The organism is Chryseobacterium camelliae, assembly GCF_002770595.1.
Classification (GTDB): Bacteria; Bacteroidota; Bacteroidia; order Flavobacteriales; family Weeksellaceae; genus Chryseobacterium; species Chryseobacterium camelliae.
On record NZ_CP022986.1, the window covers coordinates 201,953 to 226,939 of the forward strand.

General features: G+C 43.1%; 18 protein-coding genes. 17 read left to right on the forward strand and 1 reads right to left on the reverse strand.

Going from position 1 to position 24,987, the window contains the following annotated elements:
* The first annotated feature begins 39 nt into the window (after positions 1-39).
* From pdhA to CGB83_RS01000, 8 genes are all read left to right on the forward strand, one after another.
* A complete protein-coding gene (gene pdhA, locus CGB83_RS00965; RefSeq protein WP_100074085.1) occupies positions 40-1,041 on the forward strand; it encodes a pyruvate dehydrogenase (acetyl-transferring) E1 component subunit alpha in 1,002 nt (333 codons plus the stop codon).
* 86 nt (positions 1,042-1,127) lie between these two features.
* Entirely contained in the window at positions 1,128-2,747 is a 1,620-nt protein-coding gene (locus CGB83_RS00970) for a pyruvate dehydrogenase complex dihydrolipoamide acetyltransferase (RefSeq protein WP_100074086.1), read from the forward strand.
* Between the two features lie 176 nt (positions 2,748-2,923).
* Entirely contained in the window at positions 2,924-3,592 is a 669-nt protein-coding gene (locus CGB83_RS00975) for an ABC transporter ATP-binding protein (RefSeq protein ID WP_100074087.1), read from the forward strand.
* Positions 3,593-3,664: 72 nt separating this feature from the next.
* The gene (gene radC, locus CGB83_RS00980) at positions 3,665-4,342 is read left to right on the forward strand and encodes a RadC family protein (protein WP_100074088.1); all 678 of its coding nucleotides are present in this window, start codon (positions 3,665-3,667) and stop codon (positions 4,340-4,342) included.
* Positions 4,339-5,205 carry a hypothetical protein gene (locus tag CGB83_RS00985; RefSeq protein WP_100074089.1) on the forward strand — a complete coding sequence of 289 codons (867 nt, stop codon included), beginning with the start codon at positions 4,339-4,341 and terminating at the stop codon, positions 5,203-5,205. Before radC ends, CGB83_RS00985 begins: the two co-directional genes overlap by 4 nt.
* A gap of 77 nt (positions 5,206-5,282) precedes the next feature.
* Positions 5,283-5,795 carry a DUF7935 family protein gene (locus tag CGB83_RS00990; protein WP_100074090.1) on the forward strand — a complete coding sequence of 171 codons (513 nt, stop codon included), beginning with the start codon at positions 5,283-5,285 and terminating at the stop codon, positions 5,793-5,795.
* Positions 5,796-5,811: 16 nt separating this feature from the next.
* The gene (locus CGB83_RS00995; protein ID WP_100074091.1) at positions 5,812-6,423 is read left to right on the forward strand and encodes an inorganic pyrophosphatase; all 612 of its coding nucleotides are present in this window, start codon (positions 5,812-5,814) and stop codon (positions 6,421-6,423) included.
* Between the two features lie 205 nt (positions 6,424-6,628).
* Positions 6,629-9,364, forward strand: coding sequence for a sodium-translocating pyrophosphatase (locus tag CGB83_RS01000; protein ID WP_100074092.1), 2,736 nt, complete (start codon positions 6,629-6,631; stop codon positions 9,362-9,364).
* Positions 9,365-9,439: 75 nt separating this feature from the next.
* Here CGB83_RS01000 and CGB83_RS01005 read toward each other — a convergent pair whose 3' ends face one another.
* The gene (locus CGB83_RS01005) at positions 9,440-10,579 is read right to left on the reverse strand and encodes an aminotransferase class I/II-fold pyridoxal phosphate-dependent enzyme (RefSeq protein ID WP_100074093.1); all 1,140 of its coding nucleotides are present in this window, start codon (positions 10,577-10,579) and stop codon (positions 9,440-9,442) included.
* An 88-nt stretch (positions 10,580-10,667) separates the two neighbouring features.
* Here CGB83_RS01005 and CGB83_RS01010 point away from each other — a divergent pair, with 88 nt between their 5' ends.
* The 9 genes from CGB83_RS01010 (at position 10,668) to uxaC (ending at position 24,899) form a co-directional block, all read left to right on the forward strand.
* Positions 10,668-11,708 carry a M28 family peptidase gene (locus CGB83_RS01010; RefSeq protein WP_100074094.1) on the forward strand — a complete coding sequence of 347 codons (1,041 nt, stop codon included), beginning with the start codon at positions 10,668-10,670 and terminating at the stop codon, positions 11,706-11,708.
* Positions 11,709-12,582: 874 nt separating this feature from the next.
* Complete coding sequence (locus CGB83_RS01020; RefSeq protein WP_100074096.1) at positions 12,583-13,308, forward strand: NUDIX hydrolase; 726 nt, start codon at positions 12,583-12,585, stop codon at positions 13,306-13,308.
* Between the two features lie 16 nt (positions 13,309-13,324).
* The gene (locus tag CGB83_RS01025; RefSeq protein WP_100074097.1) at positions 13,325-14,809 is read left to right on the forward strand and encodes a xylulokinase; all 1,485 of its coding nucleotides are present in this window, start codon (positions 13,325-13,327) and stop codon (positions 14,807-14,809) included.
* 121 nt (positions 14,810-14,930) lie between these two features.
* Entirely contained in the window at positions 14,931-16,259 is a 1,329-nt protein-coding gene (gene xylA / locus CGB83_RS01030; protein WP_100074098.1) for a xylose isomerase, read from the forward strand.
* Positions 16,260-16,337: 78 nt separating this feature from the next.
* Positions 16,338-19,232 (forward strand): SusC/RagA family TonB-linked outer membrane protein, encoded by a 2,895-nt coding sequence (locus tag CGB83_RS01035; protein ID WP_100074099.1) that lies wholly within the window; start codon positions 16,338-16,340, stop codon positions 19,230-19,232.
* An 11-nt stretch (positions 19,233-19,243) separates the two neighbouring features.
* Entirely contained in the window at positions 19,244-21,199 is a 1,956-nt protein-coding gene (locus CGB83_RS01040; protein ID WP_100074100.1) for a RagB/SusD family nutrient uptake outer membrane protein, read from the forward strand.
* A gap of 88 nt (positions 21,200-21,287) precedes the next feature.
* Positions 21,288-22,466 carry a mannonate dehydratase gene (uxuA, locus tag CGB83_RS01045; RefSeq protein WP_100074101.1) on the forward strand — a complete coding sequence of 393 codons (1,179 nt, stop codon included), beginning with the start codon at positions 21,288-21,290 and terminating at the stop codon, positions 22,464-22,466.
* Positions 22,467-22,511: 45 nt separating this feature from the next.
* A complete protein-coding gene (locus CGB83_RS01050) occupies positions 22,512-23,327 on the forward strand; it encodes an SDR family oxidoreductase (protein WP_100077441.1) in 816 nt (271 codons plus the stop codon).
* 153 nt (positions 23,328-23,480) lie between these two features.
* Positions 23,481-24,899 carry a glucuronate isomerase gene (uxaC, locus tag CGB83_RS01055; RefSeq protein ID WP_100074102.1) on the forward strand — a complete coding sequence of 473 codons (1,419 nt, stop codon included), beginning with the start codon at positions 23,481-23,483 and terminating at the stop codon, positions 24,897-24,899.
* Positions 24,900-24,987 lie beyond the last annotated feature (88 nt).

Here is a 24,987-nt window from a genome sequence, read left to right on the forward strand (position 1 = left end):
TGCTCTACTATTTCATTACAAATAAGCAACAGCTAACACATGAAAGAATTTTCCAAAGAGGTATACCTGAAGTGGTATGAAGATATGACAATGTGGAGAAGGTTTGAAGACAAATGCCGTTCTCTCTATCTAAAGCAAAAAATCAGAGGTTTTTTACATTTGTACAATGGTCAGGAGGCTATTCCTGCCGGTTTCACCCATGCAATGGATTTAACCAAAGACAGTATGATTACTGCTTACAGATGCCACATTCACCCAATGGCGATGGGGGTAGATCCTAAAAGAATCATGGCCGAACTTTGCGGGAAAGCAACAGGTACGTCCGGAGGTATGGGCGGATCTATGCACATTTTCAGCAAGGAACACCGTTTTTACGGTGGCCACGGTATTGTAGGGGGACAAATTCCTTTAGGAGCTGGAATTGCTTTTGCCGATAAATACTTTGACAGAAAGGCGGTAAACATCTGTTTCTTCGGAGACGGTGCTGCAAGACAGGGATCACTGCATGAGACATTCAATATGGCTATGAACTGGAAGCTTCCTGTGGTATTTGTAGTAGAAAATAACCAGTATGCTATGGGGACTTCCGTTAAAAGAACGGCAAACCATGAAGATATTTACAAATTGGGATTGGGATATGAAATGCCTTGTCTTGCTGTAGATGCCATGGATCCTGAAAAAGTAGCTGAAGCGGCTTACGAAGCTATTGAAAGAGCAAGGAGAGGTGACGGTCCTACATTCATCGAAGCAAGAACATACCGTTACAGAGGGCATTCTATGTCTGATGCTGAACCATACAGGAGCAAGGAAGAAGTTGCTGTTCACAAAAATGATGATCCTATCGAACTGATCAAGCAGAGGATTTTAGCCAATAGCTGGGCTTCTGAAGAAGAGCTGGAAGCTATGGATAATCAATCAAGAGATTTTGTGGATGAGTGCATCGAATTCATGGAAAACTCTCCATACCCGGATCCGGAAAAAATCTATGAGTATGTCTATGCTCAGGAAAACTATCCGTTCTTAGATAAATTAGAAAACTAAAAAAATAATGAGTCAATTTGTTCATTTGAATTGTTTACTAGCATTTCAAATGAACAAATTACCACATTTTCAAATTAAAATAAATTATGGCAGAAGTAATTACAATGCCGCGTCTTTCCGATACAATGACGGAAGGTAAGGTGGCAAAATGGCATAAAAAAGTGGGCGATAAAGTAAAGGAAGGTGATATTCTTGCTGAAATTGAAACTGACAAAGCCGTTCAGGATTTCGAATCTGAGGTTGAAGGTACGCTTTTATATGTAGGTGTAGAAGAAAACGGCGCAGCAGCTGTGGATTCTGTACTGGCCATCATCGGTAATGAAGGAGAAGATATTTCCGGATTAACCGGTGGAAGTGCTCCTGCATCCGGTGACTCTGAAGAGAAAAAAGTGGATGAGGAACTGAAAACAGAACATCATGCCAGCAGCGTAGAGCAGACGGATGCCGAAGTGCCTGCCGGTGTGGAAATGATTACGATGCCAAGGCTTTCCGATACCATGACTGAAGGGAAAGTGGCTAAATGGCATAAAAAAGTAGGAGACCAGGTAAAAGAAGGGGATCTCCTCGCTGAGATAGAAACCGATAAGGCTGTTCAGGATTTCGAGTCTGAATTCAACGGTGTCCTGTTGAAGCAGGGTGTGGAAGAAGGCGGTGCTGCACCGGTGGATTCCGTACTGGCGATCATTGGCCCTGAAGGTACCGACATTTCTTCTGTAGGTGCTCCGAAATCTGAAACCAAAACGGAATCACAGAAGCCTGCTGCTGAAGAGAAAGCACAGTCTAAAGAGGAAAAAGCTGCTGAACCGGCTGCAGACCATGCATCTTCAGACCGTGTGGCTATTTCTCCGCTGGCTAAGAAAATGGCTCAGGATAAAGGGGTTGATATCAATGCAATCCAGGGTTCGGGTGAAAACGGAAGGATCGTTAAAAAAGATATCGAAAATTACCAGCCTTCACAGGCTCAGCCTACGGCATCCGCGCCTGCAGCCAGTGCCGCTGCTCAGGTTGCTGTAAACTTCGTACAGGGTGAAGATACCGAGACCCAGAATTCTCAGGTAAGAAACATCATTGCCAAAAGACTTTCCGAAAGCAAATTCTCTGCGCCTCACTATTATCTGATGGTGGAAATCAACATGGATAAAGCTATTGCAGCGAGAAAAGAAATCAATTCCTTACCGGATACCAAAGTTTCTTTCAATGATATGATCATTAAGGCAACTGCCGTAGCTTTAAGAAAGCATCCACAGGTGAATTCAAGCTGGGCCGGAGATAAGATCATTCACAGAGGCAATATCAATATCGGTGTAGCGGTGGCTATTCCGGACGGATTAGTAGTTCCTGTCCTTAAAAATACGGATCAGATGAACTATACGCAGATTTCTGCCGCAGTAAAAGACATGGCGTCAAGAGCGAAGTCTAAAGGCCTTAAGGCGAATGAAATGGAGGGGTCTACCTTCTCAATTTCCAACCTGGGTATGTTCGGAATCGAGACGTTCACCAGCATTATCAACCAGCCAAACTCTGCCATCCTTTCCGTAGGGGCTATCATTGAAAAGCCTGTAGTGAAGGACGGACAGATTGTTGTAGGTAATACGATGAAGCTTTCACTGGCTTGCGACCACAGAGTAGTGGATGGAGCTACAGGAGCTGAATTCCTTCAGACTTTAAGAACGTATCTGGAAAATCCTTTAACGCTGTTACTGTAATTCTTCAGATTCAAAATAACAGAAACCTCTCTTAACGGGAGGTTTTTTTGTGGATTTAACGGAAGCTTTAAACTTTCTGAAAGTATCAGGTTTAAAAAATTAATGGGTGGTATAAAATGATAAAATTTGGTGGTTTATATGCTGAAAATTCTGTTGAGATTCATTACTTTTGAAATATGATTATAGCAAGGAATATTCATAAATCCTACGGGAATCTGAATGTATTAAAGGGGGTTGATATCACCATCAAGACAGGTGAGGTCGTGTCTATTGTGGGAGAGTCCGGTGCAGGGAAATCTACATTGCTACAGATTCTGGGAACTCTTGACCAGCCTACCAGTTCTAAACAGTATGATACAGAGATAAGCATTGCCGGAGAGTCTTTCATCAATATGAATGACAGGCAGCTTTCCCGTTTCAGGAATCAGAATATCGGATTTGTATTTCAGTTTCATCAGCTTTTACCTGAATTTACAGCATTGGAAAATGTATTGCTTCCTACAAAAATTGCCGGAGCTCAGGAAAAGGATGCTTTGGAAAAAGCTTATGCCCTGTTTGAGGACCTTAAGATAGAGCAGAGGCTGCACCATAAGCCTAACCAGCTTTCGGGAGGCGAAGCACAGAGGGTAGCGGTAGCGAGAGCTTTAATCAACACCCCAAAAATTATTTTCGCCGATGAACCGACAGGAAATCTGGATTCAAAAAATGCAGATGACTTACACCGGCTTTTTTTTGATCTCAGGGATAAATATAACCAGACTTTCGTGATTGTGACGCACAATCCTAACTTAGCTGAAATTACTGACCGTAAATTAGTGATGAGAGATGGGATGATCATTGAATAATGGTGGACGCCCGATCATATTGTAAAAAAGATTTTATACATTTAAATTTATCATTATAAACAGCTGTAAACCATGACCATAAAATTTCTTGCAGAAGATGACCGGCCCAGGGAAAAGTTCCTGCTCAAAGGCAGGAGCTCGCTTTCGGATTCTGAGCTCCTTGCCATTATCATGGGAAGCGGAAGCAGGAATGAATCGGCAGTGGAGCTGGCAAGAAAAGTCCTGGCTTCGGTGAATAACAGTTGGCATCAGCTGAGCCTGCTTTCTGCAAAGGAGCTGATGAAATTCAAGGGCATAGGCGAAGTAAAAGCCATTTCCATCGCTACAGCTCTGGAAATCGGCCGTAGAAGGGCTCATCAGGAAATTCCGGACAAAGCAGTGATTGGCAACAGCGATGATGCCTACCATCTTTTAAAAACATACCTTTCGGATCTCCGCACAGAAGAATTCTGGGCTGTATTCCTCAATCAGAGCAATAAGGTCATCCATATTTCCAAACTTACACACGGTGGAATCAGCCAGTCTATTGTAGATGTCAGGATTCTTTTTAAAACGGCACTTGAACATTTCTCTACAGGGATCATTATTGCACACAACCACCCATCAGGCAGCCTGAAGCCCAGCCGTGAAGATATGAGCATTACAGCCAAAATCAAAGAAGCAGGAAGTTTCCTGAACATACAGCTGCTGGATCATCTTATTATCACCGAAAATGCTTATTTCAGTTTTTCAGACGAAGGATTAATATGATCAGGAAGATACGCTACAACGACATTGATTTTGAAAAATATTCCGCCTGTCTGCAATTTTCTGTACAGAAAAACTGGTATGCGCGTAAAGAAGTCCTTGACGAACTTTCCGGTAACTGGCATATTTTGGTGCTCAATGACTATGAAGCGGTTATGCCTGTCAGCATAAAAAAAAAGCTGGGAATCAACCTTGTATCAATGCCACTGTTCTGTCAGCAGCTTGGAGTCTTTTCCAAAATAGATAGTCCTGAAATCAATGAGCGATTTTTAAACTTTTTAAATACATATTATGTCGTTTTCTTCTATTCGTTTAATGATGTAAATGTCTTTTTACAGCCTATATCCAAAAGAAAAAATTATATAATCGGTAAGACAGAATACAGCATTTTGCGGCGGCAAAAATATTTTAAGGGAAGAAAATCCACTGTGAAATGGTCACAACATCTGTTTTATAAAAAAATAAGCGATTTTAGAGAAGTATTTTCGTTTATACAAGGTCATTTCAAAGGATTGCCTAAGAAAAATGATTTTGAAAAACTTATTCGTTACCTTAATTTTCTCCAGCAACATCAATCCCTTCAGTGTTGTGGCGCCTATAAAGGAGATCAGCTTATTAATCTTGCTATAATGGTAGCGGAATCGGATCAGTTATCGTTGTTGGCACTCATTAATGATGATACATTCAAAAAAGAAAACGGCGCATCATTTCTCATTGATAAAATACTGAATACCTACATTCATGAAAAATCATTCAATTTCATGGGCAGCAACCTGCGTGGAATTGAAATTTTCTTTAAAAGTTTCGGGGCAGAACTTCATGAATATTGCTACATTGAAAACCGCTTTCTCAAAAGATTTGCATAATTTATATCATAGACTATAAACAGCTGTGAGTGTAGGCCGTAATTCAGAAAATATTATTAATTTTGCATCCTGAAATGATGACAAGTTTTTCTGGATATCTGCCCTATGCATTTGCGCTCATTATTGCAATCCCTTTTCTGGTTTTGCTGAGGCAATTCGTACATTCCTACATCACGCTTAAAAATCAGGAGCTCAAACTTCTTACGATAAAATCAGGCTCAGAGAATAAGACGAATGCATATGAAAGGATGACGCTTTTTATGGAGCGGATCAAGCCGTCTAACCTGATCCAGAAATTTGACAGGGACCTTGCCGTTCACGAATTTATTTTCCTTACTGAGAAAGCCGTTACTGAGGAGTTTGAATACAATGCCTCGCAGCAGCTTTATCTGACGAAAAATGCATGGCAGAATATTACCGATTCTAAAACAGCGGTCATTGCCCTGCTTCACAAAACTTACGAAGACCTGAACAACAATCCGAGCCTGGAAGAGTTCAAAACGGTGTTCATTATGAACTACATCAATGGTGAAGATTATATTGCCGCCACGATGGAAGATCTGCGGAGAGAAATTTTAATATTAACTTAAAAATAATAAATAAATAATGATTCCAAATTTTAAAGCACATCCATGGCATGGAATTTCTGCAGGGGAAGATGCGCCGAATGTGGTGAACGTTTTTGTAGAAATCGTTCCTTCAGATACCATCAAATATGAAATTGATAAGGAAACCGGGTACCTTAAAGTAGACAGGCCCCAGAAGTTTTCCAATATCATTCCTGCTTTATACGGTTTCGTTCCGAGAACCTACTGTAATAACGAAGTGATGAGGCTGGCTGTGGAAAGAGGAGCACAGGATGTTACGATGGGGGATCATGATCCTTTGGATATCTGTGTATTGAGTTCTCACAACATCCATGCAGGCGGATTGCTTATGGAGGCGATTCCTATCGGAGGCTTTAAAATGATTGACGGAGGTGAGGCTGATGATAAAATTGTTGCTGTCATGATCAATGACCATGCATTCGGACATTTCAGAGATATTTCTGAACTTCCGCAGGCGGAAGTAAACCGGTTGATGCACTATTTCCTAACCTACAAAAACCTTCCGGATGAGCCTGCGAAATGCAGAATCCAGGAGATATACGGCGCTGAACATGCCAAGCTGGTGATCAAGGCTTCACAGCAGGATTACGCAGATAAGTTCGGGGGATAATCTGCTCCGGCATACCGATATAGACATAGGGATAAGCATTTTGTTTATCCCTATTCTGTTATATGAATTCATGAATTCTGAACCGGATCTGATACCTTAGTAACCGTACCGTATTGCTTTTCAGGATTCAGCGCAGAAATAATCAGCAGGATTTAATATTCTATGAGAATTATTCATTATATTTCTGTAACCAAAATATTAAACTATGAATCTATTTGCACTAGTACCCGTTTTCGGTATTATTGCTTTGGTTTACACATTTCTTCAGAGCAAATGGGTGAGCAAGCAAAATGCCGGGGATGAAAAAATGAAACTGATCAGCGGATATATTGCTGACGGTGCCATGGCTTTTCTAAAAGCCGAATACCGAATTCTTACTTATTTTGTTATTATTGTCGCCATCCTCCTTGCTGTAATGGGCATGACCAATCCCGATTCTCACTGGACGATCGGAATTGCATTCATTGTAGGCGCGGTGTTTTCTGCCTGTGCAGGTTTCATCGGGATGAAAATTGCCACCAAAGCCAATGTCAGGACGGCTGAAGCGGCAAAGACCTCATTGTCCAAAGCGCTGAAAGTATCATTTACAGGAGGTTCCGTAATGGGGATGGGAGTAGCCGGGCTGGCTGTACTGGGACTGGGAGGCCTTTTCCTGATCATCAAGCAGATTTTTGCTTCAGATGCCCCTGTGGATTCCCTGGAGATGCAGAGGACCATTGAAATTCTTACCGGATTTTCACTGGGAGCAGAATCCATTGCCCTGTTTGCCAGGGTGGGTGGTGGAATTTACACGAAAGCAGCCGATGTAGGCGCAGACCTAGTAGGTAAAGTAGAAGCAGGAATTCCTGAAGATGATCCGAGAAATCCTGCAACCATTGCAGACAACGTAGGGGACAATGTGGGGGATGTTGCCGGTATGGGAGCTGACCTTTTCGGGTCATATGTAGCAACCGTCCTTGCTACCATGGTATTGGGAAGAGAAACCATATCGGATGATGCATTCGGTGGTTTTGCACCAATCCTATTACCGATGCTGATTGCCGGAACCGGGATCCTGTTTTCGATTGCAGGTACTTTTTTCGTCAGGATCAATGATCACGAGGATTCCTCAACCTCCAGCGTGCAGAACGCACTGAATCTCGGAAATTGGGGCAGCATCATTATAACCGCTATCGCATCGTATTTCCTGGTCACTTATCTTCTGCCTGAAACCATGGTGTTAAGAGAATATGAGTTTTCAAAAATGGGTGTTTTCGGAGCTATTATTGTTGGCCTGGTGGTAGGAACCCTCATGAGTCTTATCACGGAATATTATACTGCTATAGGCAAAAGACCCGTATCCAGCATTATACGGCAGTCATCTACCGGGCATGCTACCAATATTATCGGGGGGCTTTCCGTCGGGATGGAATCTACATTGTTACCGATCATCGTACTGGCCGGCGGGATTTACGGATCTTATCTCTGTGCCGGATTATATGGTGTTGCCATTGCAGCTGCCGGAATGATGGCTACTACAGCCATGCAGCTGGCCATTGATGCATTCGGGCCAATTGCCGACAATGCCGGTGGTATTGCAGAAATGAGTGAACTTCCGAAAGAAGTTAGGGAGAAAACCGATATCCTGGATGCAGTAGGCAATACGACGGCTGCTACCGGAAAAGGTTTTGCCATTGCTTCTGCTGCATTAACTGCCCTTGCACTTTTTGCCGCTTTTGTGGGGATTGCAGGGATTGATGGCATTGATATTTACCGTGCCGATGTACTGGCAGGTTTATTCATTGGAGGGATGGTCCCGTTTATCTTTTCCTCATTAGCCATTACCGCCGTAGGACAGGCAGCCATGGCTATGGTGGAGGAAGTAAGAAGGCAGTTCAGGGAAATACCCGGAATCCTGGAAGGAAAGGCCCAACCGGAATATGAAAAATGCGTAGCCATTTCTACCGATGCTTCCATCAGGAAAATGATGATGCCGGGGGCAATCGCCATCATTTCTCCTTTACTGATCGGATTTATTTTTGGCCCTGAAGTCCTGGGAGGTTTTCTGGCAGGAGCAACGGTTTGCGGTGTGCTCATGGGAATGTTCCAGAATAACGCAGGAGGAGCCTGGGACAATGCGAAAAAATCTTTTGAAAAAGGGGTGGATATCAACGGACAGACTTATTATAAAGGTTCTGAGCCTCATAAGGCTTCTGTAACAGGAGATACGGTAGGAGATCCTTTTAAAGATACATCCGGGCCATCCATGAACATCCTGATCAAGCTGATGTCTATCGTTTCACTGGTTATAGCGCCTACATTGGCCGTGATCCATAAAGATAAGATTGAAGCGGAGCGAACCGCTAAAATAGAGCGGCTTACCGGAACTGTGGCAAGCCAGCCTGTTCAGGGTCCGGCCGGATCACCTGCCATTTCACCTGCCATACTGGAAACCAAAGGCCATTTAAATGAAAACGGTGACTTCGTATACGAAACAGGAAATGTACAGCAGGTTAAACTAAAAGGAGGGAAAACCATTTCCATTGGAGACGGTACCCAACTCTACCAGATGTATACCTTATTAAAACGTAAGGATCAGGCTCTTCTGAATCCTGATCAATGGTTTACGATTGAAAATTTATATTTTGAAAATGGTTCTAGTGATCTTAAGGCAGGCGCTGACGCACAGCTCCTGAACCTGGCTGAGATCATGAATGCGTACCCTGACCTGAAAATCAAGATCGGAGGCTATACGGATAATACCGGCAATGAAGAAAGCAATCAAAGCTTATCCAACCTGCGTGCTCAGACGGCTAAACTGAAACTATTGGAGATGGGCATTGCAGCAGACCGTATGGATGCAGAAGGTTACGGATCCCAGCATCCGGTTTGCGTTGCCAATGATACGGATGAATGTAAAGCCAGGAACAGAAGGATTGATATCCGTGTCCTTTCTTTCTGATTCCGGAAATCAGGAATTAAATAAATTTCAAGGTTTAACAATACAGCACTGTCTTTCGGCAGTGCTTTTTTTGATCTACAAAACTCTCTTAAGATGCTCTAAAGCCTGAATAATGGTTTCGTCTTTTTTTAAGAAACTGAAACGGATATAATCTGAGTTTTGCCTTAGATGGTAGAATGCGGATAAGGGAAGGCACGCTACCAACTTTTCAGCTGTGAGCCATTGTGAAAATTCCACATCAGTCATTGTCTTCGATACATTCCTGAAATTGACGGTCTGAAAAACACTTCCTTCACATGGATGATCCGTTTCTAAAGGAGTTTCGGCAATCAGTGTATTGAACAAATCCCTTTTATGCTGCATCACACTCTGATGCTGCTCAAAATCGAATCCATGCAGATACTTTGCCAGTGCATACTGTGCCGGAGCATTGGCTCCGTAGGAAAGATACTGCTGATGAGAACGGAATTGTGAGGTAAGGTCTTCCGGGGCCAGCATATAACTTACTTTCCATCCGGTACAGTGAAACATTTTCCCGAATGAGAATATGCAGAACGTTTTTTTCTTAAGCTCAGGATGAAGGAAAGAACTGTAATGCTCTGCGCCGTCATAACAGTACAGGTCATAAATTTCTTCTGATATCAGGTAAATATTGCGGTCGGAAATAAGATGATACAGCTGGTTCCAGTCGGACTGGTTCCACACTTTACCGGTTGGGTTTTGCGGCGAGTTGACAATAACAGCTTTGGTTTTTGACGAAATGCAGGATTTCAGCTGATCCCAGTTGGTGGAGAAATCAGGTTCAGGTTCATAATAGACAGGAATTCCGCCGTTCATCACGACTGAAGGGCCATAGGTATAATACGACGGCTGTATGATGACTACTTCGTCTCCGGGTTTCAATACAGATTTCAGTGCGGTGTGCAATGCAAAAGTAGCACATGGAATGATGCTGATCTCGTTTTCATTTATAATAATGCTGTTTTTCCTTTGCGCATTAAAACGTATGATATTCTGAATCAGCATCGGGCTTCCGGCAAGAGGTTCATACTGATGCACATCACATTCTACTGATTCTTTCAGATAGTATTTCAGGCGTTCATCAATATCAAAGTCGGGAAGTCCCAGCGAAAGGTCAAAACTATTGTTTTTACGAGCAAGTTCGGACATGTCCGAAAAAAAAGAATAATCACTGAACCGGTAAATTTTTTTCATCCGCTATGCATTTAAATCAAATATAATAAAAATACACATCCATTCAGGATTAAATAAATTTCTTTATTTTTAGGCAAATTATTTGAAAATGAAAAAACTGATCATCCCTCTTTTTTCCATGGCTTTAGCGGTAAGCTGCAGCACTACAAAGGTTTCTGACGGAAAAACTGCTTCTCAGTCAGCTTCCCCCGCTGATAAAGCTTTTATGGCTTCCTACAAAAGTATTAAAGCAGAAGAGCTGAAGAAAAACCTGTATGTGATTGCTTCAGATGAAATGGAAGGCCGCGATACAGGCAGCCCCGGCCAGAAAAAAGCAGGTGTTTACATGGTTGATTATTATAAAAGCCTTGGGATATCGTATCCTAAACCATTGGGATCATATTATCAGAAAGTACCCGCAGATTTTATGAAGGAGAGAGGAGCGTCCGGTCTCCCGGATTCTGAAAATATCCTGGCATTTATAGAAGGCACAGAAAAACCGGATGAAATTGTCGTGGTTTCTGCCCATTATGACCATGTCGGAACAAAAAATGGGGTAGTCTTTAACGGCGCTGATGATGATGGCAGTGGAACGGTAGCTGTAATGCAGATCGCAAAAGCTTTCCAGGCTGCTAAAAAAGCCGGTCACGGACCGAAAAGATCCATTCTTTTCCTTCATGTAACCGGTGAGGAGCATGGACTGTTCGGGTCAGAATATTATTCTTCCCATCCTGTCTTTCCGCTGGCCAATACGGTCGTGGATCTTAATATTGATATGATAGGAAGGGATGACCCCGAAAACAGGGGAAAACAGTACGTCTATGTTATTGGATCAGAAATGCTGAGCACAGAACTGAAGGTAATTAATGAAGCGGCCAATAAGAGGACCCATAATCTTGAATTGAATTATAAATATGATGATCCCAATGATCCCCAGCGATTGTATTACAGGTCTGACCATTATAATTTTGCGAAGAACAATGTTCCCGTAGCTTTTTTCTTTGACGGTATCCATGAAGATTACCATAAGCCTACGGATGACCCGGAAAAAATAGATTATCCGCTGTTACAAAAAAGAGCACAGCTGGTATTTACCACAGCCTGGGATATTGCCAACAGAGCAGAAAGGATAAAAGTCGATAAGAAATAACTGAATGAAAAGCCTGCAATTTCTTGCAGGCTTTTTAGCAGTAATCATCCTGGGAGAAGCAAAAATAAGTTCTGATATAAAAGGATCAGGGTGGACAAGAAGAATATTTAACAATTGGGAATTGCAGGATCCATGATCTCTTTAAAAGCTGGACCTGCTGTTCAGAGTCGTTTAATGGCGTTTATGATATATATCATGTGTTTATTATTTTTATTAATTCTAAATAAATATAAATTTGTACCAGTAATTTCAACAGAACCAAAAACACAATTATCATATCCATATCAATTTTTGTTTTTAACCGGTGAGGCTGTATCTTACCGGTTTTGTTTATACGCTTCTTAAGGCAGGGAAAAATTTGGTGGTAGACCATACAGCACGGGCTGGCAAAATACGGTATAGGTTTTGATCCAGTAATTTCATCATCAGCTCTGAGATCCTCATCTATGGGGTAACAATCCGCATAATTCCGGATCCTGGCAGCAGATTTCTTAAATAGAGTAAAATTATGTTCCTGACGTTCAAAAATTGTGAAAAATTATTGGATATTTAATCCGTAATTAACATTAAAACTGCGATTTTTTACACTATTTTCAAAAAATTATAATAAAATTTATAATTTTTCTTATCATTTTTTACTTCCTTTTTTTTGTTAAAATTTTTAAGTGTATTTTTTAAACTTATTTCCTGTTTATGAATGGGTTATCATTCTAATATTGTCAAAAATATGATAACCTTATCATATTTTGTATGTCATTGTTATCATCAAAAATCGATATGTAAAATATTGATTCGCAGGGAATAGAATTAAATTTATTTTTTTTTCTCGTATGAATTTTTATATTTGTGATGTTACGTAAATGTTAACAATCAAATGAGCCCAAGCTTTATTCATACGTATGTTTCTGTAGACTGTGTTGTTTTTGGATTTGACCACGAAAACAGGCTTAATATTTTGCTCGCACAGCGTCATTTTGAAAATGTACCGATAGAAAGGCAGAAAAAACTGCCGGGAAGCCTCATCCTGAGTGAAGAGGACGTTGACGATGCTGCACAGCGGGTATTGCACGAACTGACTGGTATCAAAAAAATGGTACTGAAGCAGTTTAAATGCTTTGCCGATCCTATGAGAGCCAGCAGCAAAGATGACATCAAATGGATGGGCGAGGAGTATAAACACAATATAGACCGAATTATTACGGTTGCCTATCTTTCTCTGTGTAAAATAGACCATAAGATCAACAGTACCAAATACGATACGGTAGACTGGTGCCCGATTGACAAAGTACCATTGCTTCCTTTCGACCATAATAAAATCATCAGCGAATCGCTGATAGAGATCAGGAAATGGATCGAGTCAGACTTCTCCATCATTTTCGAATTGCTTCCGAAAAGATTTACCATCAGGCAGCTGTACCAGCTGTACAGTGCCCTGAGTGAAAAGCGGATCGATATCAAAAACTTCCATAAAAAGATTTCTTCATTCAACTACATCATCCCTCTGGACGAGATAGAAACGAATGTAGCGCACCGTGCGGCAAGATACTATAAATTCGACGCCAAAGTGTTCAGGAAAAACAATACGAAACTTATAAAATAAATCACTTTTTGAAATTATGTACTTGCTAGGCTACGATATCGGCAGTTCTTCTGTGAAAGTTTGTCTCATTGAGGCATCCAGTGGAAAAATAATTGCTTCAGACTTTTCCCCTAAAAAAGAAATGAAAATTACTGCTGTCCATCCTGGCTGGGCAGAGCAGAACCCTGCAGACTGGTGGACCAACCTTAAGCTTGCCCACGAATCTGTGATGCATGAGTCCGGAGTGGATGCGGAAGACATTAAGGCCATCGGCATTACCTGGCAGATGCATGGGCTGATCCTGGTAGACAAAGACCAGAGCCTCCTGCGCCCATCCATCATCTGGTGTGACAGCCGTGCCGTGCCGTACGGTGAAAAAGCATTCCAGGAAATAGGCCCTGAAAAATGCCTTTCCCATCTTCTGAATTCTCCGGGAAACTTTACCGCCTCCAAACTGGCCTGGGTAAAGGAGAATGAGCCTGAAATTTTCGAAAAAATCGACAAGATCATGCTTCCGGGCGATTATATTGCCATGAGGCTTTCCGGACAGATCGGAATGACGGTTGAAGGTTTATCTGAAGGGATTTTCTGGGATTTCAAAAACAACTGTATTTCAGAAGATGTGGTGAATCACTACGGGATTCCTTCAAGCTTCTTCCCTGAAATCATCCCGACTTTCGGTATTCAGGCTGCCGTATCTGCAGAAGCAGCCCGCGAATTAGGGCTTAAAGAAGGTACCCCGATCTCTTACAGAGCCGGCGACCAGCCGAACAACGCCCTTTCACTGAATGTCTTCAACCCAGGGGAAATTGCCTCTACGGCGGGAACTTCAGGAGTCGTATATGGTGTCCTGGATAAGCTTGAATATGATGACCTTTCCAGAGTCAACACCTTTGCACACGTTAACCATACTGCAGACCAGACCCGTCTGGGCGTATTGCTCTGCATCAATGGAACAGGAATTCTGAATTCCTGGATGAAACATAATTTCGCCACTTCACTGTCGTCTTACGGGGACATGAACGATATGGCCTCTCTTTCTCCTATCGGATCAAAGGGGCTGAGCATTATTCCTTTCGGAAACGGAGCAGAACGAGTGCTGGAAAATAAAGATACGCACTGTTCTATCCATGGTATCAATTTCAATATCCACTCCAAAGGGGATATCCTGCGTGCAGCCCAGGAGGGAATTGTCTTCTCCTATGAATACGGAATGAACATCATGAGGAATATGGGAATGGAGATCAATGTGATCCGTGCCGGAAATGCCAATATGTTTTTAAGTTCAATCTTCAGGCAGTCCCTTTCCAGTGTAAGCAACGCCGTTATTGAACTGTATGATACGGATGGAGCGGTAGGAGCAGCAAGGGCAGCGGGAATCGGAATCGGGTTTTATGCCAATTCTGACGAAGCCTTTTCTTCATTGGAAAAAATAGCCGTGTTTGAGCCGGAAACCGAAAAAAGAGAACAGTATTTAGAAGCCTATTCAAGATGGCAGGAACATCTTAAAGAAATCGTATAAACCTGAATATTAAAAGCAAAAAACCTGATCCTGGGATAATGAAAAAATCAGCAGGAAAGGGGGATCATATGCCTGAAAACGGCATCAACATTAATCAATATAAAACAAAAAATAAATATATATGAACATTGTAAAAGAAACGAAAGAGTTTTTCCCTGGTATTGACGAAGTTAAATTTGAGGGCAGAGAAAGCAGGAACCCTATGGCGTTCCGCTATTATGATGCAGAAAGGATCGTTATGGGAAAACCGATGAAAGACTGGACGCGCTTTGCCATGGCTTGGTGGCATACCTTATGTGCAGACGGAAGCGACCCTTTCGGAGGGGCAACTATCCACCATCCCTGGAATATGGGAACTGATGCGGTTTCCAGAGCGAAATATAAAATGGATGCCGGTTTCGAATTCATGAAAAAAATGGGCTTCGGTTTTTACTGTTTTCATGATATCGACCTGGTAGAACCTGCAGGAAACTGGAAGGAATACGAAAGCAACCTTCAGGCTGTAGTAGAATATGCCAAAGAAAAGCAGCAGGAAACAGGAATCAAACTTTTATGGGGAACGGCCAATGTATTTACCCACGAAAGATATATGAACGGAGCTTCTACCAACCCTAATTTTGATGTAGTAGCCTGTGCAGGAACCCAAGTGAAAAACTCTATTGATGCTACCATTGCACTGGGAGGAGAAAACTATGTGTTCTGGGGAGGAAGAGAAGGGTATATGAGCCTTCTGAATACCGATATGAAGCGTGAAAAAGAACACCTGGCACGTTTCCTTACCATGTCCCGTGATTATGCCCGTAAGCAAGGCTTCCAGGGAGCTTTCCTGATCGAGCCTAAACCTATGGAGCCTACAAAGCACCAGTATGACTATGATGCGGAAACGGTAATCGGATTCCTGAGACATTACGGTCTTGATAAAGATTTCAAACTGAACCTTGAGGTGAACCACGCTACCTTGGCTGGACATACTTTCGAGCATGAATTACAGGCTGCTGTAGACGCAGGATTATTAGGAAGCATCGATGCCAACAGAGGTGATTACCAGAATGGATGGGATACAGACCAGTTCCCGATCGATTACTACGAACTGGCTCAGGCATGGATGGTTATTCTCCAGGGAGGAGGATTAGGAACCGGAGGTGTGAATTTCGATGCTAAAATCCGTCGTAATTCAATTGATGCCGAAGATCTTTTCATCTCTCACGTTTCCGGTATGGATGCTTTTGCCAAAGGTTTGATAGTCGCTGCCGATATCCTGGAAAATTCAGATTATAAATCATTGAGAACAGAAAGATATTCTTCTTTTGACCTTGGAAGCGGAAAAGCATTTGAGGAAGGTAAGCTTACACTGGAAGACCTTCAGAAAATTGCTCACGAAATAGGGGAGCCACAGCCGAAGAGCGGCAAGCAGGAATTATTCGAGGCCATTATCAACATGTATATCTAACCATGAATACAAAAAACTTTGGAATGAAGCCGTTACAGAACCCTTCATCCCGGATGTATAATTAAAATACGAGTAATTATGAAAGGATTTAAACCTATTAAAATTAATAAGGCAACGGTATTTTTTGCCATGGCATTATTGCCTTCCAGCCTTGCTTATTCACAAGCGAAGAGAGATACCCTGCCTAAAGAGAAAAAGATAGAGGAAGTTGTTGTCATCGGATACGGTACCCAGAGAAAAGAAGCGGTTACCGGATCTGTAGCCACCGTAAAAGGTGACGCTTTAAGAGAGGTTCCTTCTGCCAACATTACCCAGGCTTTACAGGGCAGAGCAGCGGGGGTGGACATATCACAGTCTTCCACAAAGCCGGGGGCTTCGATGCAGATCCGTATCCGTGGAACAAGGTCTCTTACCGGAAGCAATGATCCTCTGATCGTTCTGGACGGAATTCCGTTTGTGGGATCATTAAGTGACATCAGCTCCAGCGATATCAAGAGTATTGATATCCTAAAGGATGCTTCTGCAACAGCCATTTACGGTTCAAGAGGAGCCAACGGGGTTATTTTAGTGACAACCAACAGAGGTTCTAAAGGCCAGAAACCGCGTTTCACCTACAATAACTTCACCGGAGTTCAGACGCTGTTTTCTAAATACCCGATGATGGACGGTCCTAAGTTTGCGAAACTTCGTGCTTATGCTACTCCTTTTAACAGTGCGAATCCGTTGTATGCGACTACCGGAGACGAATCTGTAAACAACAATACAGACTGGCAGGATTTATATTATAAGCCGGCTATGATCACCAGCCACGATATCGGCGTATCCGGTGGAACGGAAGGCGGAAACTATAATGTTGGCTTATCTTATTTCAAACAGGATGCCTTGATTCCGCTTCAGAATTACGAGCGATTTGCCCTGCGTATGGCTGTTGACCAGCAGGTAGGTAAGAATTTCAAATTCGGTTTCACCACCAATACCAATTACTCGCAATCAGAAGGAAACGGGCTGAATCCCGGAGCTGTACTGGGATATTCTCCACTAGTTAATCCGTACAATGCAGACGGCAGCCTTAAGAGAACCATGATTACGGCCGGAGGAATCGACCAGACATGGATTTATACCCGTCAGTCTATAGAAAGTTTAGGTGATAAATATGTTGATGAAACCAAATCCTTTGCTTCCTACAACAATATGTACGGTGAACTTACTTTACCGCTGAACGGATTGAAATACAGACTAAACGTAGGATTGGATTACCGTACTTCCAACAGTGGCAACTATGCTGGAGTAGGGGTATTCAATACCAATCCGCTTGGACCTTCATCTGCCGGTAGAGGGAACAACCAGACATACCACTGGGTACTGGAGAACCTCCTGACATATGACCGTAATTTCGGGAAGCATAAAATCAATGCTGTTGCCTTATATTCTGCAGAAGATAATAAGTACACCAGTTCTTATATGAGTGCTAAGAATGTACCTGCAGATTTCTTCCAGTATTATAACCTGGGACAATCGCCCCAGGCAGACATTACCGTTAGGCCGGAAGATCAGGTATATACTAAAAACGGACTTCTGTCGGCTATGGGAAGGGTAATGTATACTTTCGACAATAAGTATATGATTACAGCAACACTGCGTGCTGACGGATCATCCAGACTGGCCCCGGGAAATAAATGGCATACCTATCCTGCATTATCATTAGGATGGAATGTAACGAATGAGTCATTCATGCAGAATATCAAAGCGATCAACCTGTTGAAGCTAAGAGCAGGATGGGGACAAACATCCAACCAGGCAGTAGCGCCATATTCCACATTAGGGCAGATGGCTGTGGCTCCGTATAATTTCGGATCCGGCAGCAGCACAGGGGTGTATGTAACTCAGGCTCCTAATCCGGGCTTAGGATGGGAATATTCCAAAACACAGAATTACGGTGTGGATTTCGGGTTATTTAACAACAGGCTTTCCGGTAGCGTAGAATATTATAAAACGCATACTTTCGACTTATTGACATCTAAAAACCTTCCGATGTCATCCGGTCTTGTCAATGTAATTTCCAATGTTGCTGAAACAGAAAACAAAGGATTTGAAGTAGCTTTGAACGGCGTTATTTTCGACAATCCTGAAGGATTTACCTGGGAAGCAGGCGTAAATTTCTATACCAACAGAAACAAAATCTTAGCGCTTGCCTCAGGAATTGATAAAGATGAATCCAACCTTTGGTTTGTAGGCCATAATATTAATGCTTTGTATGATTATCAATACATCGGATTATGGCAGGCCGGAGATCAGCACATGGGAATTCTGGAACCTGGCGATCCGAGAGATGTTGTAGGATCTATCAAGGTACTGTATACCGGAGGATATAATGCAGACGGAACACCGGTAAGAGCGATCGGCCCTGCAGACCGTCAGATTTTCGATACTGCTCCTAAATTCCAGGGAGGTTTCAACATGCGTTTCGCGTATAAAAACTTTGATTTAAGTACCGTTGGAGCATTCCAGCATGGCGGAATCCTGATCAGTACGCTGTACGGATCTGCGAGTTACCTGAACAGAATGACCGGTAGAGGAAATAACGTGGATGTTGATTACTGGACAGAAGACAATACGGATGCTTATTTTCCGCGTCCTGGAAGACACTTAAGCGGAGACAACCCTAAATATTCTTCCACACTGGCTATGTTTGACGCGTCTTATGTTAAACTGCGTACCATTACGTTAGGGTATAACATCAACAAAGATTTCCTGAAAGATTTAAAAATCAACAGCTTCAGGGTGTATTTTACCGTTACCAATCCGGTAGTGTTGTTCTCTCCGTACCATAAATTCTCCGGAATGGATCCGGAACCGAACTCTTTTGGTAATCAGAATCAGGCTGTCAACGGATACCAGTCCCGTCAGTTGGTAATCGGAACCAATAACCCTTCTACCCGAAATTATTTAATGGGAATTAACTTAACTTTTTAATACGTACAATCATGATACATTTCAATAAAAAATTGTTGTTAGGAGCGATATTTATGTCGCTGACATTTACCGGTTGTAATGAAATCCTGGATGAACAGCCCAGATCAATATACACTGTAGATTATTTCAGTACGGCAGACGGTGTTAATCAGAGTTTCACTTCACTATACAGACAGTTAAGGCTTTTATATGGTAACGGATACTTTATGAGTAACTGCCAGAACGGGACTGATGAATCCACGTTCGCACAGAGTGCTGACGGGAACTTCAAAGACCTGGATATGTCCGGAAACGGAAACATCAATGCTGCCACATTCCCTACGAGTATGGTATGGGGGTCTGTATTCCCTTATATCAATACGGCCAATGGGATTATTGAGAAAGGACCAGGTTTCGGTATTGCGGAATCCATGATTTCAGAAGCCAGATTCTTCAGGGGATTTGATTACTTCATGCTCGTGCAGACGTATGGAGGAGTGCCTTTGGATTTAGGGTCCGGTGAACTGAAATTCAACAGCTCACCAACGACAAGCTCAGTAAGAAATACAGTTCCGGAAGTATATACGAAAGCTATTTTTCCTGATCTGGTGAAGGCCGTAGACAATTTACCTGTAACACCTCGGGTAACCGGAGGCGTAACGAAAAATGTAGCCAGATTATTCCTGGCGAAAGCATACCTTACTTATGGCTGGTGGTTGCAGAACCCTAACAATATTCCTACCTATCCGGATGCACAGCGTGTGGATCCGGATGGTCATAATGCACAGTGGTATTTCCAGCAGGCATATGATGTCGCCATGACGGGAATCAGCAACCCGGGATCTTATGGTTTACAGCCTACGTTCTATGATGTTAATGCAGGAGCAAATGACCGTAACAGCGAGTGCATGCTGTATGCAGACCATACCCAGTCCAGTGTATTCTATAATGAAAGTGATCCTGTGGGATTCGGCTCAGGATGGGCTCCGGATAATTTTGCTGCATGGATGCAGACCTGGAACTATACGGCTATCAAAAGCAGCAAGACTACTTCATGGGCTTCAGCAGATGTGGTAAGTTCAGTACAGCGTGAAGCTGCACAATCTTTAGGGCGTCCTTGGGTGCGTATGTGTCCTACTTTAGGCGTGATCAAAAATACATTTGCAGATAAAACAAATGACTCCCGTTATGATGGTACCTTCGTAACTACCTACAGAGGAAACTGGCAGAAGCAGGGTACAGGTTTAACCGCTGTACCGGTATTATACAATGCCAACAACCTTCCTGTACAGCCGGGAGGCGCCATCTTAAGCTTCCTGAATGATGATTCTCAGGCACCGACTTATCCTACAGGATCCGGACAGAACGGTGTAGGAGCAGGTACATTGCCGGGAAGGGCGGATTGGGTCATTGCACCAAACGGGATCAACAGAATTGTATATCCTGGACTTTGGAAGATCGGAACTTACCGTACGGATGACCCGAACGGACTTGGATATCCTAATGCGGGTTTAACACGTCCGTTTAACGTTGCTAAATTCTCTGAATTCTATTTTATTGCAGCAGAAGCAGCCGTAAAAGGTGCCTCAGGATCTATGAGTGCCAGAGACCTGATCAACGTCATCCGTGCCAGAGCAGGAAAATGGAAATTCAACAATGCCCAGAATGTGGCCTATGTCGCAGATAATAGCGCTGCTATGACTGCCGCTACTCCTTCAAGCATTACGGTTGACTATATCCTTGCAGAGAGATCCAGAGAGTATTACGGAGAATTCTACAGATGGTATGACTTGGTACGTACACAGAAATGGGCTCAGTATGCAGCTACTTACCAGATTGGGGGAGCGTCTTACGGAGATCATACTCCGCAGACGGTAACCAGAACCATTCAGCCGTTCCACTACCTGAGACCAATTCCTCAGAGCCAGCTGGATGCAATGGAGGTTAGCGCTGACGTAAAAGCTAAATTCCAAAACCCTGGATATTAATTTTTAAGCACATTTACATTCATATCAACACAAAGTAGGTGCCTTAAACACCTGCTTTGTTTTAATGATAAAAACTTAACAGACGATTATGGAAAAAACATGGAGATGGTTCGGTAAAAAGGATAAAATACAGTTAAATATGCTCCGTCAGATCGGTGTGGAAGGCATTGTCTCCGCGCTGCATGACGTTCCGAACGGACAGGTTTGGACACTGGAAGCCATTCAGGAATATAAACAATACATAGAAAGTCACGGTCTTCGCTGGTCTGTAGTGGAAAGTCTTCCCGTAAGCGAAGCGATCAAATACGGAGGTGAAGACCGGGACTCTTTAATAGAAAATTATATTCTGAGCCTGGAAAATCTGGGAAAAGCAGGAGTAAAGACCGTATGTTATAATTTTATGCCGGTGCTGGACTGGGCAAGGACGGATCTCTTTCACGAATGGGAAGACGGTTCTTCGTCGTTGTACTTCGACAAAGCCAGATTTGCGTATTTTGAAATCCATATCCTGAAAAGGCAAGGGGCTGAAAACGATTATCAGCCGGAAGTCCTTCAGAAAGTTGAAGAACTGAAAACTACCCTCAGTGAGGAAGACAACAATGACCTGATTGATTCCGTGATTGTTAAAACACAGGGATTCGTAAACGGCAATATCAGGGAAGGGGAACTGAATCCGGTGGAAAAGTTCAATAACCTCCTGGCTTTATACGATGGGATCGATAAAAACCAGCTTCGGGAGAACATGAAGTATTTCCTGGAGAAAATAATGCCGGCATGCGAGGAATGGGATATCCAGATGTGCGTTCATCCTGATGATCCGCCATACTCATTGCTGGGCCTCCCAAGAATTGTAACCAATGAGGAGGATATCGACTGGTTCCTGAATGCCGTGGACAATCCACACAACGGACTGACATTCTGTGCCGGTTCCTTAAGTGCGAATCTTCAGAATGATGTTCCAGCGCTGGCGCAAAAATTTGCCGGCCGCACAAAATTCGTCCACCTCAGAAGCACCAATGTTTTTGAAAACGGCGATTTCATTGAAGCGCATCACCTGGGTGGCAGAGGAAAACTGATTGAGGTTGTCCGTGTATTTGAAAAAGAAAACCCGGAACTCCCGATGAGGATCGACCATGGAAGGCTGCTGACGGATGATATCGACAAAGGATACAATCCCGGCTACTCCTTCTTAGGCAGAATGCTGGCTTTAGGACAGATCGAAGGCGTAATGGCTGCCGTTCAAAATGAAATGGCAGGAAAAAGCTAAATTGCTCTTTCCATCAATTATCAATCATCAATGATCAACCATACAATGAACGAAATATTCAGTATAAAAGATAAAGTAGCTGTTATTACCGGAGCATCCGGTGTTTTGGGTGGCAGCCTTGCGAAAAGCTTCATAGAGGCCGGTGCCAAAGTTGTGGCGTTAGGAAGAAAACAGGAAACGCTTGACAGCAGGGTAGAGGAACTGATCGCCAATGGGGGGGAAGCCTTTGCTGTAGAGGCCAACGTCATGAGCATTGAAAGCCTTGAGAAAGCCGCAAAAAAAATCACAGAAAAATACGGAAGGATAGACATCCTCCTGAATATTGCCGGAGGAAATATTCCTTCAGCCACCTTATCTCCGGATCAGTCCTTCTTCGACATGAAGATAGAAGGCTGGAATGAAGTTACCGACCTGAACATCAACGGGACGGTTTATCCGAGCTATGTTTTCGGAAAAGTAATGGCAGAACAGGGAAGCGGAAGTATTGTTAATATTTCATCAATGGCCGCCTATTCGGCCATTACAAGGGTAGCCGGTTATTCGGCGGCAAAATCGGCAATCACCAATTTTACCCAATGGCTCGCATCCGATGTAGCCTTGAAATTCGGGGATAAAATCCGTGTCAATGCTGTAGCTCCCGGATTTTTTATCGGTGACCAGAACCGTGCCATCCTGTTGAATCCTGACGGCTCGTTAACAGACAGAAGTAAAAAGGTAATTGCTAAAACCCCAATGGGACGTTTCGGAGATGTAGAAGAGCTCAACGGAGCCGTACAGTTCCTGTGTTCGGATGCTGCGAGCTTCATCACCGGTGCCTTGTTGCCTGTGGATGGCGGCTTCAGCGCATTCAGCGGTGTTTAGCCGGATCAGAATTGAGTTAATTATTTCTTATATATGACAGGACCCTGTGAAATTGGTCATCCGGGTCTTGTTTTTAAGAACTCTGTTTTAATAATAATGTTGGCAGATAAGAGTACCTGAGGCACAAAGTCTGTCAAAAATAAAAAGAGACTAATGAGTAATTTCATTAACCAGAAAGAAGTTTTCGGAGATTCGTTTTTGCTGGAATCGGCAAAGGCGGAGAACCTGTACTTCGGATATGCGAAAGACCTTCCGGTGATCGATTACCATAATCACCTGGAACCGGATGTCATTGCTAAAAATCATAACTTCCGGTCACCGGCCGCGATCTGGCTGGACGGCGACCATTACAAATGGAGGGCGATGAGGAACTTCGGCGTTGAGGAAAAATTCATTTCCGGAAATGCAACGGACGAAGAAAAATTCCGGAAATGGGCGGAAGTGGTACCTTACACATTAAGAAACCCTTTATTCCACTGGACCCATCTTGAACTTAAAAACCCGTTCGGGATTACGGAATACCTTTCCGGAAAAAATTCGGCAGCGGTATATTCCAAAATGAACGAAGCGCTCCAGTCGGACCCGTTCCGGCCGCAGCAGCTCCTTCAGCATTTCAAAGTAGAAACGCTTTGCACAACGGATGATCCTTCAGACAGCCTGGAATTCCATCAGGCCATCAAAGCCTCTGATTTTACAGCCGGTGTATTCCCGGCATTCAGGCCGGATGTTTACATTGCTTTCAGTGATGCGGAAGCGTACTGGAACAATCTTCAGAAGCTTGAAAGAGCGAGCGGAATCAACATCAGGTCAGCTTCGGATCTTCTTGAAGCATTACAATCAAGAATCCATTATTTCCACGATAACGGAGCCCGTATTTCAGATCACGGCTTTGAGTTTTTCCCGGACACGCAGAAATGGAACAGCGCTTTGGATCAGGAATTCTCAGAATTTTTAAAAGGTGACCGCAAAACATTTTCGGATCCTGAAGCTCTATCCGGTTACCTGCTGAAAGAACTTTGCAAAATGTATGCAGCCAAAGGCTGGGTGCAGCAGTTCCATGTGGGGGCTACCCGGAACAACAATTCCAAAATGCTCCAAAGCATCGGGGTGAATGCAGGGTATGATGCCATCGGTGAGTCTTACTTTGCCCAGCGGATGAGCGTAATGTTTGATGAACTGAATGCCCAGCACAAGTTGCCAAAAACCATTATTTACACCCTTAATCCAACATTGAATGAAGTACTGGCTACCATGGCCGGAAACTTTAATGAGGAAGGCATTAAAGGAAAAGTACAGTTCGGGGCGGCATGGTGGTTTCTGGATCAGCTGGACGGGATGGAAAAACAGATGAATGCCGTTTCCAATTTAGGACTGATCAGCACCTTTATCGGGATGCTGACAGATTCCAGGAGTTTCCTTTCCTTCTCAAGGCACGAGTATTTCAGGAGGCTGCTGTGCAATATGTTCGGTTCCGAAATGGAGCGGGGACTATTGCCTAACGATGAAGAATGGGTGGGGAAAATCATTCAGGATATATGTTACTACAATACAAAAAACTATTTCGGATTCTAGCGTAGCCTCGTCAAGGTTCAAAACCTTGATAAGGCTCTAATTAAAAGGGTTTGGAATAAATCTAATGAAAGAAGTTATCCCGCAGGAG

Coding starts and splice junctions, on each gene's coding strand:
- pdhA (WP_100074085.1), top strand. CDS start 40: ATGAAAGAATTTTCCAAAGAGGTATACCTGAAGTGGTATGAAGATATG.
- CGB83_RS00970 (WP_100074086.1), top strand. CDS start 1,128: ATGGCAGAAGTAATTACAATGCCGCGTCTTTCCGATACAATGACGGAA.
- CGB83_RS00975 (WP_100074087.1), top strand. CDS start 2,924: ATGATTATAGCAAGGAATATTCATAAATCCTACGGGAATCTGAATGTA.
- radC (WP_100074088.1), top strand. CDS start 3,665: ATGACCATAAAATTTCTTGCAGAAGATGACCGGCCCAGGGAAAAGTTC.
- CGB83_RS00985 (WP_100074089.1), top strand. CDS start 4,339: ATGATCAGGAAGATACGCTACAACGACATTGATTTTGAAAAATATTCC.
- CGB83_RS00990 (WP_100074090.1), top strand. CDS start 5,283: ATGACAAGTTTTTCTGGATATCTGCCCTATGCATTTGCGCTCATTATT.
- CGB83_RS00995 (WP_100074091.1), top strand. CDS start 5,812: ATGATTCCAAATTTTAAAGCACATCCATGGCATGGAATTTCTGCAGGG.
- CGB83_RS01000 (WP_100074092.1), top strand. CDS start 6,629: ATGAATCTATTTGCACTAGTACCCGTTTTCGGTATTATTGCTTTGGTT.
- CGB83_RS01005 (WP_100074093.1), bottom strand. CDS start 10,579: ATGAAAAAAATTTACCGGTTCAGTGATTATTCTTTTTTTTCGGACATG.
- CGB83_RS01010 (WP_100074094.1), top strand. CDS start 10,668: ATGAAAAAACTGATCATCCCTCTTTTTTCCATGGCTTTAGCGGTAAGC.
- CGB83_RS01020 (WP_100074096.1), top strand. CDS start 12,583: ATGAGCCCAAGCTTTATTCATACGTATGTTTCTGTAGACTGTGTTGTT.
- CGB83_RS01025 (WP_100074097.1), top strand. CDS start 13,325: ATGTACTTGCTAGGCTACGATATCGGCAGTTCTTCTGTGAAAGTTTGT.
- xylA (WP_100074098.1), top strand. CDS start 14,931: ATGAACATTGTAAAAGAAACGAAAGAGTTTTTCCCTGGTATTGACGAA.
- CGB83_RS01035 (WP_100074099.1), top strand. CDS start 16,338: ATGAAAGGATTTAAACCTATTAAAATTAATAAGGCAACGGTATTTTTT.
- CGB83_RS01040 (WP_100074100.1), top strand. CDS start 19,244: ATGATACATTTCAATAAAAAATTGTTGTTAGGAGCGATATTTATGTCG.
- uxuA (WP_100074101.1), top strand. CDS start 21,288: ATGGAAAAAACATGGAGATGGTTCGGTAAAAAGGATAAAATACAGTTA.
- CGB83_RS01050 (WP_100077441.1), top strand. CDS start 22,512: ATGAACGAAATATTCAGTATAAAAGATAAAGTAGCTGTTATTACCGGA.
- uxaC (WP_100074102.1), top strand. CDS start 23,481: ATGAGTAATTTCATTAACCAGAAAGAAGTTTTCGGAGATTCGTTTTTG.